The 15693-nt window shown below is 63.4% G+C and carries 18 protein-coding genes; 14 read left to right on the top strand and 4 right to left on the bottom strand.

Translation table 11 applies throughout. From position 1 onward, the window contains the following. Window positions 1–156: 156 nt before the first annotated feature. The 4 genes from G3N95_RS38640 (at window position 157) to G3N95_RS38625 (ending at window position 3121) form a co-directional block, all read left to right on the top strand. Entirely contained in the window at window positions 157–1476 is a 1320-nt protein-coding gene (locus tag G3N95_RS38640; RefSeq protein ID WP_205975354.1) for an MFS transporter, read from the top strand. Between the two features lie 20 nt (window positions 1477–1496). After that, on the top strand, window positions 1497–2081 hold the full coding sequence (locus tag G3N95_RS38635) for an alpha/beta fold hydrolase (RefSeq protein WP_205975341.1): 585 nt from the start codon (window positions 1497–1499) through the stop codon (window positions 2079–2081). After that, window positions 2081–2431, top strand: coding sequence for a Rieske 2Fe-2S domain-containing protein (locus tag G3N95_RS38630; RefSeq protein ID WP_241019185.1), 351 nt, complete (start codon window positions 2081–2083; stop codon window positions 2429–2431). The genes G3N95_RS38635 and G3N95_RS38630 overlap by 1 nt, the downstream gene beginning before the upstream one ends. A gap of 87 nt (window positions 2432–2518) precedes the next feature. Continuing rightward, the gene (locus tag G3N95_RS38625; RefSeq protein ID WP_205975340.1) at window positions 2519–3121 is read left to right on the top strand and encodes a phosphatase PAP2 family protein; all 603 of its coding nucleotides are present in this window, start codon (window positions 2519–2521) and stop codon (window positions 3119–3121) included. Between the two features lie 115 nt (window positions 3122–3236). Here G3N95_RS38625 and G3N95_RS38620 read toward each other — a convergent pair whose 3' ends face one another. Further along, the gene (locus G3N95_RS38620; RefSeq protein ID WP_205975339.1) at window positions 3237–3557 is read right to left on the bottom strand and encodes a DUF4148 domain-containing protein; all 321 of its coding nucleotides are present in this window, start codon (window positions 3555–3557) and stop codon (window positions 3237–3239) included. Window positions 3558–3744: 187 nt separating this feature from the next. Beyond that, window positions 3745–4545 (bottom strand): transposase, encoded by an 801-nt coding sequence (locus G3N95_RS38615; protein ID WP_205975338.1) that lies wholly within the window; start codon window positions 4543–4545, stop codon window positions 3745–3747. Window positions 4546–4715: 170 nt separating this feature from the next. On the opposite strand from G3N95_RS38615, the gene G3N95_RS38610 reads away from it, so the two are divergent. The 4 genes from G3N95_RS38610 to G3N95_RS38595 all read left to right on the top strand — a co-directional run bounded on the left by G3N95_RS38610 (window position 4716) and on the right by G3N95_RS38595 (window position 6814). Beyond that, window positions 4716–5060, top strand: coding sequence for a cupin domain-containing protein (locus G3N95_RS38610; protein WP_205975337.1), 345 nt, complete (start codon window positions 4716–4718; stop codon window positions 5058–5060). Window positions 5061–5185: 125 nt separating this feature from the next. Further along, on the top strand, window positions 5186–5917 hold the full coding sequence (locus G3N95_RS38605; protein ID WP_205975336.1) for a glycine zipper 2TM domain-containing protein: 732 nt from the start codon (window positions 5186–5188) through the stop codon (window positions 5915–5917). A 155-nt stretch (window positions 5918–6072) separates the two neighbouring features. After that, window positions 6073–6351, top strand: coding sequence for a hypothetical protein (locus G3N95_RS38600; protein WP_205975335.1), 279 nt, complete (start codon window positions 6073–6075; stop codon window positions 6349–6351). A 187-nt stretch (window positions 6352–6538) separates the two neighbouring features. Next, the gene (locus G3N95_RS38595; RefSeq protein ID WP_205975334.1) at window positions 6539–6814 is read left to right on the top strand and encodes a hypothetical protein; all 276 of its coding nucleotides are present in this window, start codon (window positions 6539–6541) and stop codon (window positions 6812–6814) included. Window positions 6815–6824: 10 nt separating this feature from the next. On the opposite strand, the gene G3N95_RS38590 is transcribed toward G3N95_RS38595, so the two are convergent. Further along, a complete protein-coding gene (locus G3N95_RS38590; RefSeq protein WP_205975333.1) occupies window positions 6825–7748 on the bottom strand; it encodes an alpha/beta fold hydrolase in 924 nt (307 codons plus the stop codon). A 136-nt stretch (window positions 7749–7884) separates the two neighbouring features. Between G3N95_RS38590 and G3N95_RS38585 the strand changes: the two genes are divergently transcribed. The 3 genes from G3N95_RS38585 to pqqD all read left to right on the top strand — a co-directional run bounded on the left by G3N95_RS38585 (window position 7885) and on the right by pqqD (window position 10484). After that, a complete protein-coding gene (locus G3N95_RS38585) occupies window positions 7885–9873 on the top strand; it encodes a sigma-54-dependent Fis family transcriptional regulator (RefSeq protein ID WP_205975332.1) in 1989 nt (662 codons plus the stop codon). 175 nt (window positions 9874–10048) lie between these two features. Continuing rightward, a complete protein-coding gene (gene pqqA / locus G3N95_RS38580; protein WP_006410019.1) occupies window positions 10049–10123 on the top strand; it encodes a pyrroloquinoline quinone precursor peptide PqqA in 75 nt (24 codons plus the stop codon). A 79-nt stretch (window positions 10124–10202) separates the two neighbouring features. Further along, window positions 10203–10484, top strand: a complete 282-nt coding sequence (gene pqqD, locus G3N95_RS38575) for a pyrroloquinoline quinone biosynthesis peptide chaperone PqqD (RefSeq protein WP_205975331.1) — start codon at window positions 10203–10205, stop codon at window positions 10482–10484. A 62-nt stretch (window positions 10485–10546) separates the two neighbouring features. Here pqqD and G3N95_RS38570 read toward each other — a convergent pair whose 3' ends face one another. Then, window positions 10547–10786 carry a hypothetical protein gene (locus tag G3N95_RS38570; RefSeq protein WP_205975330.1) on the bottom strand — a complete coding sequence of 80 codons (240 nt, stop codon included), beginning with the start codon at window positions 10784–10786 and terminating at the stop codon, window positions 10547–10549. Between the two features lie 397 nt (window positions 10787–11183). On the opposite strand from G3N95_RS38570, the gene G3N95_RS38565 reads away from it, so the two are divergent. The 3 genes from G3N95_RS38565 to G3N95_RS38555 all read left to right on the top strand — a co-directional run. Beyond that, window positions 11184–12911, top strand: a complete 1728-nt coding sequence (locus G3N95_RS38565; protein WP_205975329.1) for a methanol/ethanol family PQQ-dependent dehydrogenase — start codon at window positions 11184–11186, stop codon at window positions 12909–12911. A gap of 71 nt (window positions 12912–12982) precedes the next feature. After that, a complete protein-coding gene (locus tag G3N95_RS38560) occupies window positions 12983–14209 on the top strand; it encodes a c-type cytochrome (RefSeq protein ID WP_205975328.1) in 1227 nt (408 codons plus the stop codon). 353 nt (window positions 14210–14562) lie between these two features. After that, window positions 14563–15693: DUF3300 domain-containing protein (locus G3N95_RS38555; RefSeq protein ID WP_205975327.1), on the top strand; the 1131-nt coding region annotated here is incomplete at its 3' end.

Here is a 15693-nt window from a genome sequence, read left to right as displayed (position 1 = left end):
CAAGGCTGAGGAGACGCCGGACCCTGGCGTCGAGTGAAACAGACCCATTCCGGGGCAGGGCCGGCGTCATCCGACGCACGGCTCGAAGAGACGGGCCCGCGCGCATCGTGCGCGCGGAGCACGCAACGCCCGCTAACGGAGGAGACAATCTTGCCTATCCACGATGTCGATCCCGATGCACACGAAGACGTCCCCGCGCGCACAGGTACGCGCGCGTACGCGTGGATCGTTTTTGCACTGACCTTCGGACTGCTGCTGTCGGACTACATGTCGCGACAGGTGCTCAACGCCGTATTTCCGTTGCTCAAGACGGCGTGGGGACTCAGCGACACGCAACTCGGGTCGCTGAGCGGCGTCGTCGCGCTGATGGTCGGCGTGTTGACCGTTCCGCTGTCCGTGCTGGCGGATCGCTGGGGCCGCGTGAAGAGCATCGTCGTGATGGCCGCGCTGTGGAGCGCGGCGACGCTCGGCTGCGCGATTGCGACCAGCTACGGCGAAATGCTCGTGGCACGCGCGCTGGTCGGTGTCGGCGAGGCCGCGTATGGCAGCGTGGGTATCGCGCTGATCCTGAGCATCTTCCCCGCGCATCTGCGCTCGACGCTGACGGGCGCCTTCATGGCAGGCGGCGCGTTCGGCTCCGTGTTCGGCATGGCGTTCGGCGGCGTGGTGGCCGTGCATCTCGGCTGGCGCTGGTCGTTCGGCGCGATGGCGTGCTTCGGCATCGTGCTGGTGTGCGCGTACATGATGATCGTCACGGAGAAGCGCGTTGCACTCCGGCGCAACGACGTCGCCGTGTCGCCTCGCACGAACAAGGCTGAGCGCCCGAGTTTTCGCGCGACGCTGCGCGGGCTTTTCTCGACCGTTTCGGTGGTGTGCGCGTACATCGGCAGCGCGTTGCAGCTTTTCATCATGGCGTCGGTGCTGGCGTGGATGCCGAGCTTCCTGAACCGCTACTACGGCATGCCCGCCGACAAGGCAGCCGTCACGGCAGCAGGTTTCCTGCTGCTCGGCGGCGTCGGGATGATCGTGTGCGGCATCGTGACGGACCGGTTCAGCAAGGGACACCCCGAGCGCAAATGGATGACGGCGATCGTCTATTGCGTGATGTCGCTCGTGCTGCTCGGTATCGGCTTTCAGTTGCAGGCAGGCCCGCTGCAATTCGTGCTGCTCGGCGCGGGCATCTTCGTCGTGGCGGGCACATCGGGACCGGCTGGCGCGATGGTCGCCAACCTCACGCCGCCTTCGATCCATGCGCCCGCGTTCGCCACGTTGACGCTCGTGAACAACCTGCTGGGCATGGCGCCCGGCCCGCTCGTGACGGGTTATGTCGCGGACCGCATCGGCTTGCCTGGCGCATTGCAGCTCGTGCCGCTCGCGGCCGCACTGGCGACCGTGATGTTCACGATCGGCATGCACTACTACGCACGCGGCCTGCAACGCGTCGAACCCGCGCGTACCGCTCTCGCAACCGAATGAAACACGAAGGACTGACCACTATGACATCCTCAACGACGCCAACCGTATTGATCGTGCCCGGACTGCGGGATCACGTAGAAGAGCACTGGCAGACGCTGCTGCAACGCGCGCTGCCGAACGCACGCGCCGTCGCGCCTCTGGAACATGACAAGCTCAGCCGCGCCGCGCGCGTCGCGGCGCTCGATGCCGCGCTGCGTGAGATCGATGGCCCCGTCGTACTGGTCGCGCACAGCGCCGGCGTGATGATCACCGTGCATTGGGCGCAGCAGCATCATCGGCAGATCAAGGGTGCGCTGCTTGCGACACCCGTCGATCTGGAAACGCCGCTGCCCGAAGGTTACCCGACGCAAGACGCGTTGCGCGAAAACGGTTGGCTTCCGATACCGCGCGAACCTCTGCCGTTTCCGAGCATCGTCGTCGCCAGCACCAACGATCCCCTCGCGCGTTTCGAACGTGTTGCGGGCATGGCGCAGGATTGGGGAAGCCGCCTGCTTCACGCAGGCGCCGTCGGTCATCTGAATCCGGCTTCGGGATACGGCGAATGGCCGCGTGCCGTCGAACTGGTTGCCGAACTCAGCCGCGAACCGGCTCACGCACCGTGCTGATGGACATGCCGATCGAAATGGAAACGACACTCGAACATCGTGTCTGCCGGGCCGACGAACTCGCGCCCGGTCAACGGAAAATCGTATTCGTCGAGGGCCGATGCATCGCGCTGTTCAACATCGACGGAGAATTGCGCGCCATCGACGACGCCTGTCCGCATAACGGTGCGTCGCTATTGACTGGTCGCCTCGAAGGGAGCGTGCTGCGTTGTCCCGCGCACGGCCTCCCGTTCGATCTGCTGACCGGCTGCTCGCCGGCCAGCCGCGCGCTGTGCCTGACGACGTTCCCGCTGCGTCAGGTCGAAGACGGCATTGTCATCACGTTGAAAGACAGCGGTTCTCCTGCCTGAGCGGACACCCTAAGCGTGACATAAGGTTCTACCGGTACGATCGTGATGACCGCTTTCTACAGGGCTTGATGCCCGCACGATCACCGCATGAATTCACTCGAAGCGTTCAACCAGGCACTCTTCCTCACGATCAACGCGACGACCTCGACGCCTCGCTGGCAAATCGGCGTCGCGTCAGGTATCGCCGACTATGTGATCTATCTCGTTCCGCTCGTGCTCGCGGTGCTCTGGCTATCCGGCAACCGGGACAGCCGCGTAGCCGCGTTGCACGCGTGTTGCGTCACGCTGCTTGCGCTTGGGTTCAATCAGATCATCGGCCTTGCATGGATGCATCCACGGCCGTTCATGATCGGGCTGGGTCATACGTTCATCGAGCACGCGCCCGATTCGTCGTTTCCCAGCGATCACGGTACGGTCTTCGCGTGCATCGCGTTGACCTTGCTGCTGGCGCGCATGCGTTGGGCCGGTTTGCTCACGCTCGTTGCCGGACTCGCGGTTGCGTGGGCACGCGTGTTCATCGGCGTGCACTTTCCGTTCGATATGGCGGGCGCCGTTCTGATTGCATGCGTCGCGTATATCCTCGTGAAGCCGCTCTGGTCGCTCGCGGGAAGCGCAGTGACAGATGTGACGATCCTCGTGTATCGCAAGCTGCTGTCGTGGCCGATTGCGCGCGGATGGATGCGCACATAGCCAAAACCTCGCGCCCGAAAGAACAGACCGCGACTGCGTTCCGTCGAATGACGGCGCATGTCGCGGTCTTTACGATCCATCTGCTGCGCTGGCGTAATCGCCGGCGCCCGATGCATCAGTGATGTTCGAAGACGGGTGCCGAGTACGAGCTGGCAGAAAACGAAGCACGTTGGCCACCTTGCGACGAGCCATCCGCCACACCGCCGACACCGCTATTCGCGATTCCGTTGGCAGCATCGACCTTCGCTTGCGCGGCCTGGATGTTGGCCGGGTATTGCGTATCGTTGCTATTCGACGGGACGTAGCCTGCTTTTTCCAGTTGCACCAGCTCGGCGCGGACTTGAGCACGGGTCACCGGCTGGCTGGATTGCGCGAATGACATGACGGGAACAGCGAGGACAGCAGCAACTGCGACAGCCTTGATGAGCGATTTCATGATCATTACCTCCAGGATTTGTTTTCGGATGCTTCGAACTGTTTTGTTCGTTGCGTTGAAAACAGTTTAGGAGTGTCGGCCTTGCGGATAAACACCCGATCGACCAACTCATAGTTTCAGGAAACGTCATAAACCGCTCGAAACTGGTGCGAAATGCGTTCTGGATCACGCGCAAAGGCTGCGTGCATCAATCCGCCGCCCTGTGGAGCAATTCGAATTCGAAGCGCACGCCGTGCTGCTCGATCCAGCGACGCGCCCATGTGAGCGCCCATTGCATGGCTGCCTCCGGCGCACCGAACTTCGGACCCACGAGGCCGGATCGCGCGACGCGCCGGCCTTCCCGCGTGATCTCCGTCCAGCCGCGAAACATCGCGTCGGGTACGGGATCGGCTGCGACGTATACGACGTAGCCTCTGTCGTCGGTCACGCGCGAACCCTTCGCCGCGAGTCCCATCCAGAACGCCCGATTCGACGTGTCGCGTTGAGGCCCGCGGACGGGCTCTTCGATCACGGCAGGTTCCGGCTCAGCTGGCGCGATTGGAACGGCTGGTGCAACTGAGGCGAAGCGACGGCCTGTATCGGCCGCAGGCGTCTGCCAGGAAGCCTGACTTCGCCAGACCACGCGAGGCAGGCCGCGCTCGTCATTCACGTGGGTGTCGCGCTTCGGCCTCGCCTTTGGGATTGCGTTCGGCACATCGGGGACGTATGAAAAGCAGCGTCCCCTGTCGCTGAGGATGCGGATCATCTCGGCGAGCTTGCCGTCGTGCCGCCACTCTTCGAAGCGGCATCGGCACGTAGGCTGCGATGGATAGTGCGCGGGCAGCCTTGCCCACGACTCACCTGTGGTCAACACCCACAACACCGCGTTGGCAAGCACGCGCGGCCGGATGCGCGGACGGCCGCGCTTCATCATGCCGGCAGGCGGCGGTGCACAAAGCGCCGGCGCAACCAGCGACCACTCTTCGTTGGAAAGTTCTTCGAACTGCATCCCCTCCTCCAGCTTGCTACGCACATCGGCTACGGTAACCATTGACCCACGACGTAATCTTTGATGCAGTCAGGATTCGGATCGGCCTCGAAGGGGAGCCGGCTGAATCTCGTGTCAGGAAATCCCTGGCCGGGCTCGCCGCGACGGCGCACAAACGAACAGGAGACGAGATGAACCCGCAACCGGCCGCACCGCGCTTTTCATCCGCCGATGCGCAGGCGCTCCCCTGGACACCATCGGCCTGTGCGAGCGGCGTGCAGATCAAGAATCTCGGCAAGGCCAACGGACGCGCGATGCAACTCGTGCGTTTCGAACCGGGGACGGTGTTCCCCAACCATCTGCACACGGGACCCGAGTTCATCTACATGCTCGAGGGCGAGGCCGTGCAGAACGGGCAGCGTCTGTTGCCCGGTTGGGTAGGCATCGCAGAAGCGGGAACAGTGGAAAACGGCTTCCGAAGCGATACAGGTTGTGTCTTTCTGTTGATCTACGATCTCGCGCAGCGCTTTTGCTGAGCACATAAAGCGCGATACGCGGCGTCCGGCACGCGCTACAACTGCTTACAAAGCCGTTGCGGCGGCGCGTGCACCGCCGTCATTCGAGCGGCGTTATTGCAGGCACACACACCGTGGAGCCCGCCATGAATACCAATGTCACGAACAGCATGCCGCAACGTAGCCGTATCCATCCCTTGATCGCGGGTGCGGCGGTGTCCGTGATCCTCGCCAGCGTCACGGGTGTCGCCGCGATCACAGGCATCTTGCCTGTGTCGCATGCAGTGCAGCCGCCCGCTGCGCAGACCGCGCCCGTCGCCGTGCAGGCCGCCAGCGCGCCGCTCGCGGCCGTCGAGCCAGCAACTACCACGGCCCAGCAAACGGGCACGGTCCAACAAACCAGCAACGCGCAACCCGTCGTACAGCAAACGGCACCCGCTGCGCCGCGGCCGGTACATCACGCATACAAGCCGCACGCCGCGCCCGCACCGCAATACGCGAACGGCAGTGACACGCAATCGGCGGGCACACGCCAGGTTGCCGCCGATCCCTATGCGGGTGAAGTCGTCTCGATCAACCCTGTGCAAACGTCGGAGCCGACCACGGGACTCGGCGCAGTCGGCGGCGCGGTCGCGGGTGGTTTGATCGGCAATCAGTTCGGCGGCGGACACGGACGCATCCTCACCACCATCGCAGGCGCAGTGGGCGGCGGTCTCGCGGGCAACGGCATCGAACACGCGGTACGCAAGCAGACGAGCTATCAGGTGCAGGTTCGCATGCAGGACGGCAGCTATCGCAACTTCACCTACGCGACACAGCCGCAGGTGCAGATCGGACAGCGCGTGCACGTATCCGGCGACACGCTCACGGCTTCGTGATCGCAAGCATGAAACCGCCTGCATGTGGCAGGCGGTTACTACCCGTTACAGACGCAACATGACGGATGCAACATGAGAACGACTGCGTTCCTACAATGCCCGACATTCGCCATCGAATGGCCTTTATCTGCACACGCCCCGAACGGAGACCTACGTTGAAACGCCTCACACTCATTTGCGCAGCAGGTCTGGTCGCCGCCGGCGCATCGACGGCGGCATCCGCGCACGTCGATGTCGGCGTGACCTTTGGCTTGCCCGCGCCCGTCTATGTCGAGCCGGCGCCCGCTGTCGTGTACGCGCCTCCGCCGCCCGCCGTCTATGCACCTGCACCCGTCTATTACGGCGATGGCTACGGCTATCGCGACCCGCGCGAATGGCACGATCATGGCCGTCATCGCGGCTGGCATCATCATCACGATGACGACGACGATTGAATCCGCCGTCAACGGATGAGCTTCGGCGGCGATCAGCGACAAACACACGCGGATAATCTGCATTCCTTCAGGACCTGATCGCTCCGAACCTCTCCGCAAATCGCACCGCCCTGCAAAGAAACCATTGCAATCCTGCCGAGCTCCGTGGTAGAAGCACCGCGCAAAGTATTATCGACAGGAGCATGCGGTGAAAAGAACCGCCGAAAACAAGCTGAAGGTAGTCGCAGTGCGGGTGGATCCCGCGATCGAGCGCAGGTTGAGGCTATTGGCAGACGCCACCGGGCGCCGTCAATCGTTCTTCCTGCAGCAGTTGATCGAAAACGGCATGGCCGCGATGGAAGAAGCATGGCTGCCGCCCGCCGTGCTCGCGCAGGTCCGTGACGGCACGTTGCCCGCGAAGGAAGCGGAGCGCGATGTCACGCCGGATCTGTTCAGCGATCTGTTCGCCGATCAGGACAGTTAGCGTCGTCACTTTACCGGGCGAGGAACGCTGCCGCGATGGCGTCGACAAGGGCTTCCGCAAGACGAGGCTCCGACGCCAGATGCCCCGCATCGACGAATCTGCCCTGCACGGCAGGCACCGCGCGCATCAACCGATGCAGATTGTCGGGCGGACACACGGGATCGCGTGCGCCATGTAGCGCATGTATCGCGACACCCGCTGCGGCGGCGCGCTTCGCGAGCGTCATCAAGCGCCGCTCGCCGAGCCAGCAATCGTGCATCAGATAGTGAGCCTGAATACGGTACTTCGCTGTCGGCGCGTCGGCGCGGCGATTCGGCCTTGAACGCGACGATGACTGCGTCAATATCGCGTTCTCGTAGGCACGCCATGCAGCAGCGACAGCATCGGCGCGTGGATGCGTTCGCGTCCGCATCGACCGCATGCAGGCAAATGGCAGAGACGATGCTCGCTCGCATCGTGTCGCCTGCATCAGCTCGTGCCACGCATTCGGCGCACGCGAGCGCGACGTCACGAACAGGCGCCGCACTTCACGCTGCGTCGTGAGAAAGAGGCCGCGCAACACCACACCGCTCACCGACGCGTGATGCGTTCCCACATAAGCAAGCGCGAGCGCCGCGCCCCACGAGCCGCCGACCACGCCCCAACGCGCAATGCCCAGTTGCGCACGTATCGCTTCGAGATCGCGGATCAGATGGCGTGTGTCGTTATGGCGAACGCTTCCACGCGGCGTCGATGCACCCGTGCCGCGTTGATCCACCATCACCACACGAAAGCGAGCGAGATCGAAGAGACGTAACGCGCCTGAGTTGCTGCCGCTTCCGGGTCCGCCATGCAAGACGACGACGGGCTCGCCGTCAGGCGCGCCATGCACGGTATAGGCAACCGTGTGACCGTCGCAGGTGATCGTTCGATGTGCAGTGTCGCGCGTGCTCATGTGTCGATTCTCGCCGAATGTGCCTGCCGCCACGCATCCTTTCGTGTAGCTAACAGGCAGACCAATGGCGCGGGTCTTGCTTTTGAACTCACTCCACGATGCCGGCAACACGACCGGCACGATACCGGAGGAGACAATGCGCGAAGCCCAGACCATCGGATCACTGACAGGCCGAGAGAGCGGCTGGCTCACTCCGTCGATCCAGAAAGCGCACGAGAGGTCGGAAACGTTCGGACTCAGTGCGTCGATGTGCCCCGACTACGACGTGCTCACGCACGGCGAGCTGCGGATGAAGCTCGAACAGAACCGCGTGCTGTGCGCTCACGCGACGCCTGTGATGGAAACGCTGCGCGAGCAGATCGCGAACACGCAAAGCATGATCGTGCTGACGGATGCCGAAGGCCTGATTCTTCATTCGATCGGCGACGACGATTTTCTGCGGCGCGCCGAGAAGGTCGCGCTCAAGGCAGGCGCCAACTGGGCCGAAGAGCGGCAAGGCACGAACGCAATCGGCACTGCGATCGCCGAGCGCACCGCAACCGTCGTGCACGGCGATCAACACTATCTGGCCGCCAATCGCTTCCTCACATGCTCCAGCGTGCCGATTCTCGATCCGTATGGCGATCTGGTCGGCGTGCTCGACGTGACGGGCGATCACCGCAGCTACCATCAACACACGATGGCGCTCGCGAAGATGTCCGTGCAGATGATCGAAAACCATCTGTTTACAAACACCTTCCGCAACACGCTGCAGATCGCATTTCATGGCCGGCCGGAGTTTCTCGGCACGCTGATGGAAGGCATCATGGCCTTCACGTGCGACGGCCGCTTTCTGTCCGCGAATCGCAGCGCGCAGTTTCAGGTCGGGCTGCCGCTTGCCGCGATGCGCGCACACACACTGTCGTCGCTGTTCGGGCTGACCACGCCGCACCTGATCGAGCGCCTGCGTGCGAGCCAGGGCCATCACATTACGCTCGATCTGAACAATGGCACGGTCGTTTGCGCAAGCGTCGAGTTTCGCCGGACGACGCTCGCCAGCGAAGGCTCTTGGCCCAGCGACGCAGTCGTCAGCACGCGCCCCGCCGCAGCGCGCGCCCAGCCGGCGAAGGCCCCCGTTTCCGCCACTGCGCCATCGCGGCTCGATTGCCTCAACACGGGCGATCCGCAAATTTCCGCCGTCATCGCCAAGGTGCGCAAGGTGATCGGCAAGGACATTCCGATTCTGATCACTGGCGAAACGGGCACCGGCAAGGAACTGCTCGCACAGGCCATCCACAACGATTCGCCGCGCCGCGCGGGACCGTTCATCGCGGTCAATTGCGCGTCGATACCGGAAAATCTGATCGAGTCGGAGCTGTTCGGCTATGAGGAAGGCGCCTTTACGGGCGCGCGCCGCAAAGGCGCGGTGGGCAAGCTGCTGCAAGCCAACGGCGGCACACTGTTTCTCGACGAGATCGGCGACATGCCGTATCCGTTGCAGGTGCGTCTGCTGCGCGTGCTGCAGGAGCGCGTCGTCGATCCGCTCGGCTCCAGCAAATCCGTTCCCGTCGATATCGCCGTCATTTGCGCGACGCACCGCAATTTGCGCGAGATGATCGTGCAGAACCGGTTCCGCGAGGACCTGTATTACCGTTTGAACGGTCTCGTCGTCAAACTTCCGCCGCTGCGCGACCGCACCGATCTCGCCGCCGTGATCGAGCGGATGCTGCAACTGGTGCCGTGCGACGAAACGGAAGGTGCGCCGCCGCTCAGCGTCGCCGACGACGTGATGACGCTGTTCGAGCAATGCGCGTGGCCCGGCAACTTCCGGCAACTGTGCAATCTGCTGCGCACGGCGGCCGCGATGATCGACGACGACGGCGAAATCAGACGCGAGCACCTGCCCGAAGACTTCTTCGACGATCTGCGCAGCAGCGCAGCGCGCGCTCCTGCACCGGCGGGCTCGCCGTTGCCGCTACAGGGCACGCGGCTGCAGGACGTGCAGGCGTCCGCGATTGCGGCGGCCGTCGCGCGGCACAACGGCAATGTGTCAGCGGCTGCGCGGGCGCTCGGGATCTCGCGCAACACGGTGTATCGCAAGATGCCTTCGCTGTGCGCGGGCGCGGAGTCGCGTGGCAACGACTAGCGTTGTGCTGTTGCGCGCTGTTGAGTTTTGCAACACCTGTGCTCCGAATCTGGACACCCTGTTCACTGAGAATCTCTCGCATATCCTTCGAATCTTTTCCGGCATGGAGCTTGCGTTAAATCGCCCGGACCGCGGCTCATACGCGGTTCTTCGGCAAACCATCCAGGAGACAGCCATGCAGTGGACGACGCCCGCTTATACGGATCTGCGTTTCGGTTTCGAAATCACGATGTACATCGCCAACCGCTGACCTCACGTTGAAGCCCGCCGCCGCGCGTTGCCCGCAACGTGCGACGGCGCATACATACCACCCGACGAGACCCACCGCCATGATTCCGACGTCTGCGAACGCCGGTGCGAGCGAGCGCCCGAGGCTACGTGAACTGTTCCGGCTTCAGTGGGAGCCCGTGCAGAGCGCGTATGTGCTGCTGTATCCGGAGGGCACGGTGAAACTCAACCCGAGTGCGGGAGAAATTCTCACGCGTTGCGACGGCACACGCGAACTCGACGACATCATCGGCGAACTCGAAACGCTCTTCAATGCGTCCGGTCTCGCGACGGACGTGTACCAGTTCATCGATCACGCGCGGCAGCGCGGATGGGTCGATTGAGAGACGCACACAACGACGCCGGATGAACCTGAGGACAGGCTCATATCCGGATACGGCGAACCTCAGTCGCCGAGCGTCGTGAAGACACGCATCGCGACCGGCACGGCCGCAGGCGGAAACACACGCCACATACCGTCGCAATGCCGAAAGAAGTGAATCGCGAGATCGCCTTCGGGGCGATGCACGTCCACACGCACATGACAGCGGCGTCCGCCGCCTTCGCATCCGAATCTGGCAAAGCTGACTTCGCACGGCGGCATATGCGCCAGCCATCGTTCGACCATCGCCCGCAAACTGTTCATGACTTTCGCACTCGCTGATTGACGATACGACGAAGAAGCATGCGTATCGCGCGTGCTCTACGTCGCCATGCAATGTGCGAGAAGCGTGCCATCGAACCCATGACATGCGTGCCGCGCGATATCGAGGCGCGTCACATGTCGTGGTGTCACATAGGGCAACAGGCGTACTGTCCACTGCTCCACGATGCAACACGCCACACGTGCCCTCCCAATGCGCAATTGCAGCGCATGCACATCGATTCGACTGCACACACGCCGATTCGCAAGGATAGCCAAACAATGGCATGCGACTTGCCTTTACGAGCCCGCCGCCTTCACACACGCCGACGTAGCGCTGCTGACAGGCGTCGCACCGATAACTCACCCACAACCATCTTCGATGGGACAGGAGACAACGATGAAGACAAGTCCGGCTTCGGCCACGCGGCTCGCGATGCTCGTCGCGGGCGTCGTGGCGGCAATCAGTCTGAAGCCCGCGACGGCAACCGCCGCGGCCGACTATCCTCCCGTGACCTACGACCGGCTCACGTCGGCGCAAAGCGATCCCGGCTGGCTCACGTATTACCGTACGTATAACGGTCAGGCGCATTCGCCGCTCAAGCAGATCGACACGTCGAACGTGAAGAACCTGAAGCAGGCATGGGCGTACAAATTTCCCGCGGACCTTCAGCAAGGCTTCGAAGCGACGCCCATCATCAACGGCCGCTACCTGTTCGTGTCGACGCCCAAGGACAACGTCTATGCATTCGATGGAGCCACCGGCAAGCAACTGTGGAAGTACGAACCGAAGCTCGGCGCCGAAGCCTTCAAGAATGCCTGTTGCGATGTCGTGAATCGCGGTGTCGCGGTGTACGGCAAGAACGTGTATATCGCGATGCTGAACGGCGAAGTGGTCGCGCTCGACGCGCAAAGCGGCGCTGTGGTCTGGAAGAAGGCGATGTTCGAGCCGGCCACGGGCTACGCGTTCTCGCTTGCGCCGCTCGCACTCGACGGCGCGGTCGTGGTCGGCAGTTCGGGCGGTGAGTATGGTGCGCGCGGCTTCATCGCGGCGCTCGACCCCGAGAACGGCAACGTGCAATGGAAGCGCTACACCGTGCCCGGCGCGAAGGAGCCGAACGGCAATACGTGGCCCGACGGTATGCAGGAACATGGCGGCGCACCGGCGTGGCTGACGGGCACATATGACCCGGACAGCAAGACGCTCTATTGGGGCGTCGGCAATCCAGGACCGTGGCTCGCCGATCTTCGTCCCGGCGACAACCTCTATTCGGACTCGCTGCTCGCGCTCGATCCGAAAACGGGCAACCTCAAATGGCATTACCAGTACACGCGTCACGACACGTGGGACTACGACGGCGTCAACACGCCCGTGCTCGCGAACATCAAGTACGACGGCAAGGACTATGACGCGATCATTCACGCGGACCGCAACGGCTATTTCCACGCAATCGACCGCAGCAACGGCAAGCTCATCTATGCGCGCCCGTTCGTGAAGGCCACCTCCGTCACCGGCTACACGGCGGACGGCAAGCCCGTGCAGGACGAATCGAAGTATCCGAAGACGGGCACGACGATCGAGACCTGCCCGAGCTTCCTCGGCGGCAAGAACTGGTGGTCCGTTTCCTACGACGCGGACAAGCACATCGCGATCATCCCCACTTTGCATGCATGCATGTCGCTGTCGGGTAAATCGGTCACGTACATGGAAGGTCTGCCGTATCTCGGCGAAGGCTTCGAGATCAAGCCCGAGCCCGGCAGCAAGGGCTATGGTGAGCTGCAAGCCATCGACGTCAACACGGGCAAGCAGATCTGGAGCCACTGGAGCAAGCTGCCGTGGAACGGCGGCGTAGCGACGACGGCGGGCGGCCTCGCGTTCAGCGGCTCGCTCGATGGACACCTCTACGCGTTCGACGTCTCGACCGGCAAGGTGTTGTGGCAAAGCCCGAAGCTCGCGAGCGGCATCATCGCACAGCCGTCCGTGTTCGAGATCGACGGCAAGGAATATGTCGCGGTGCTGGCGGGCTACGGCGGCGCGAATCCGATCTGGGGCGGCCCGATGGCCAAGGCCGCCGACAAGGTGCCGCGCGGCGGAACGCTGTACGTGTTCGCGCTCAACCATTCGTGATCTTTGCAGAACCGGGACGCGCAGCGAATGCCTCGCATCGCGCGTGTCCCGCTCTTTCCGGACGCCTTGAAATGAACCACTCTCTCAATCGTATTCCTGCGGCAAGCGTGCTTGCTGCCTGTGTCGCGCTCACGTCCGTTCACGCGACGGCGGCCGTGAAGGTCTGTACTTTTCCTGGCAGTCCGTCTGCATCGCTGGATGAAGCTGTCGCGCGCGATGCGTTTGCGCAGGCGGGCATCGCTGCGACGATCGTCAAACACGGCATCGGCGATGGCGACGACGACGGCGTCTCGCTGAAGGAACTCGACAAGACACTCGCGCGTGAGTGCGACGTGATCGCAGGCTTTCCGCGCTCGACGATCGCCGACGGCTCCAACAGCAAGCTGCAGTTCTCGCGCGGCTATCTGCGCGCGGGCTACGTGAGCATCGAAGCGCCCGATGCCAATCCGCAGGACGCAGCGAAGAACACCGTCGCGGCGACCTACGCGAGCCCCGCGCAACTGATCGCCGTGCAGCAGCCGAGCGTGAAGCTTCATCTGGAGAACACGTCGGCGTTGACCGTCGAGGCCGTCGCGAAGGGGCAGGCGCAGCGCGCGATCGTCTGGTATCCGGCCGTCGTCGCCTATCAGCGCGCGCATCCGCAACGTCACTTCACGGTTGCTGCCGCGCACTCGCCTTATGCGGACTGGCAACTCGTGTTCGCATTCGGTCCGCGCACGGCAGGGATGCGGCAACGGATCGACGCAGCGCTCGACAAGCTGTCGGGCGATGGCCGCCTCGTCGCGTTGACGCACGACTGGGCGATGCCCGCGCACGCGCTCGACGCCACCGCCAACGACGACGCCGCGCGCTATCGCGACGGTCCTGCTGCATCTCGCGCGGTTGCGCAACATGCGTTGCTCGCAACAGCGAACGCGGACCATGCAGGCCGCTTCGTCAAAGTCGCTGCAGACGCAGGCGGCGCGCCGTCATTCGATCAGGCGCAGGCGACGCATGGCAAGCAGCTCTATTCGGCCGCGTGCGCGAAATGCCACGGCGCACAGTTGCAAGGCGTGACGGCGCCTGCGCTGCAAGGGCCCGCGTTCGCGCCGGCATCGAATGCGCATCTGACGATAGGCGGCGTGTTCACCTACCTGTCGACGAACATGCCCGCGGACAAGCCCGGCAAGATGAAGGATCAGGATTACGCGGACATCATGGCGTTCCTGCTCTATTCGAACGGGTATCACGCGGGCGGCGCGAAGATGACGGCCGACGACGCACGCGCCTCCACGATGAAACTCAACGCAGGCAAGTGAAGGCCATCTGATCGCTGATATCGAATGCGTGGGCCGGCCGTGACGATTTCCGTCGACGCGCGCCGCGTCCACGCATTGATTCGATGTTTGCAACGCACCCCGCTATCGAATCGCCAGGCGATTCGCTGCGTATCCACCGCGAGCCTTACTCAACCGGTTCTTAAGTACTTCATCCGATGCCGGCGCTTGCATTCACCGCAAGCAGGCCGAGTATTTGCATCACTTCAGGCAAGGATGTTCTAACATCCTATAGAGTCGAAGCCGCATTCCAACACAAGACATTTCCAGTTTGCCGTCAGTCACGACAGGTCCGGTCAGTTCGGATACCTGTTCTTTCGTCTGAAGGAGCGGCCATGTCCACACGCAATCTGCAACGGGTCTACACGCTGTGCCTGTGGTTGCTCGTCGCGCTCATGTTGGGTGTCGGCAGCGCACGCGCTCAAACCCAGCAACCGGCTGCGCCACCCGCCGAACCGTTCAAGCCGGAAGAGATCGAGGCGCTCGTCGCACCCATCGCGCTATATCCCGATTCCGTGTTGTCGCAAGTGCTGATGGCATCGACCTATCCGCTGGAAATCGTGCACGCGGCGCGCTGGGTCAAAGCTAATCCGAACGTGAAAGGCGATGCCGCCGTGAAGGCCGTCGAAAAAGAGCCTTGGGATGTCAGCGTCAAATCGATGGTCGCGTTCCCGCAAATCCTGGAGCCGATGAACGACAAGCTCGACTGGACGCAGAAGCTCGGCGACGCGTTTCTCGCGCAGCAGAAAGACGTGTTCGCCGCCGTGCAGCGGTTGCGGGCGCGCGCGAAGGATTCCGGCAACCTGAAATCGAACGAGCAGCAGAACGTGGTCGTCGAGCAACCGCCCGCCGGCGGCGAGACGATCATCAAGGTCGAGCCTGCGAATCCGCAGGTGATCTACGTGCCCGCCTATAACCCAACCGTCGTGTATGGCGCGTGGAGCTATCCGGCCTATCCGCCCACTTACTGGCCGCCGCCTCCCGCCTATTATCCGGGCGCGGCGCTGGCGACGGGCTTCGCGTGGGGTGTCGGGCTCGCTGCCGCGGGCGCGATCTTCAGCAACTGCAACTGGGGCGGTGGCGACGTCAACATCAACGTCAACAAGGCCGCCAACATCGATCGCAACTTCGACCGGACCAAGGTCCAGGGCGGTCGCTGGCAGCACGACGGAAGCCATCGCCAGGGCGTCGCTTACCGCGACAACGCGAGTCGCGAGAAGTATTCGCGCAATGTGCCCGGTGCCGAAGGACGGTCCGATTTTCGTGGTCGCGATACCGCCGCGGGCGGGCGCGCCAACACGGCTGACCGCGCCGGCGCAGGTGCGGGCAATCGAGCAGGCACGGCCGATCGCGCTAATGCGGGCAACCGCGCGGCAACAGCCGATCGCGGCAACGCGGGCAACCGCGCGTCGACGGCGGATCGCTCCAACGCGGGCAATCGTGCGGGAACGGCGGACCGCTCGGCA

Origin of the sequence: Paraburkholderia sp. Tr-20389 (assembly GCF_017104565.1) — a bacterium.
Lineage (GTDB): Bacteria > Pseudomonadota > Gammaproteobacteria > Burkholderiales > Burkholderiaceae > Paraburkholderia.
This window is presented reverse-complemented; position numbering and strand designations above follow the sequence as displayed.

What these genes read in the sequence shown, in the direction of transcription:
- G3N95_RS38635 (WP_205975341.1), top strand. Translation starts at nt 1,497, where the DNA reads ATGACATCCTCAACGACGCCAACCGTATTGATCGTGCCCGGACTGCGG.
- G3N95_RS38630 (WP_241019185.1), top strand. Translation starts at nt 2,081, where the DNA reads ATGGACATGCCGATCGAAATGGAAACGACACTCGAACATCGTGTCTGC.
- G3N95_RS38625 (WP_205975340.1), top strand. Translation starts at nt 2,519, where the DNA reads ATGAATTCACTCGAAGCGTTCAACCAGGCACTCTTCCTCACGATCAAC.
- G3N95_RS38620 (WP_205975339.1), bottom strand. Translation starts at nt 3,557, where the DNA reads ATGAAATCGCTCATCAAGGCTGTCGCAGTTGCTGCTGTCCTCGCTGTT.
- G3N95_RS38615 (WP_205975338.1), bottom strand. Translation starts at nt 4,545, where the DNA reads ATGCAGTTCGAAGAACTTTCCAACGAAGAGTGGTCGCTGGTTGCGCCG.
- G3N95_RS38610 (WP_205975337.1), top strand. Translation starts at nt 4,716, where the DNA reads ATGAACCCGCAACCGGCCGCACCGCGCTTTTCATCCGCCGATGCGCAG.
- G3N95_RS38605 (WP_205975336.1), top strand. Translation starts at nt 5,186, where the DNA reads ATGAATACCAATGTCACGAACAGCATGCCGCAACGTAGCCGTATCCAT.
- G3N95_RS38590 (WP_205975333.1), bottom strand. Translation starts at nt 7,748, where the DNA reads ATGAGCACGCGCGACACTGCACATCGAACGATCACCTGCGACGGTCAC.
- G3N95_RS38585 (WP_205975332.1), top strand. Translation starts at nt 7,885, where the DNA reads ATGCGCGAAGCCCAGACCATCGGATCACTGACAGGCCGAGAGAGCGGC.
- pqqD (WP_205975331.1), top strand. Translation starts at nt 10,203, where the DNA reads ATGATTCCGACGTCTGCGAACGCCGGTGCGAGCGAGCGCCCGAGGCTA.
- G3N95_RS38570 (WP_205975330.1), bottom strand. Translation starts at nt 10,786, where the DNA reads ATGAACAGTTTGCGGGCGATGGTCGAACGATGGCTGGCGCATATGCCG.
- G3N95_RS38565 (WP_205975329.1), top strand. Translation starts at nt 11,184, where the DNA reads ATGAAGACAAGTCCGGCTTCGGCCACGCGGCTCGCGATGCTCGTCGCG.
- G3N95_RS38560 (WP_205975328.1), top strand. Translation starts at nt 12,983, where the DNA reads ATGAACCACTCTCTCAATCGTATTCCTGCGGCAAGCGTGCTTGCTGCC.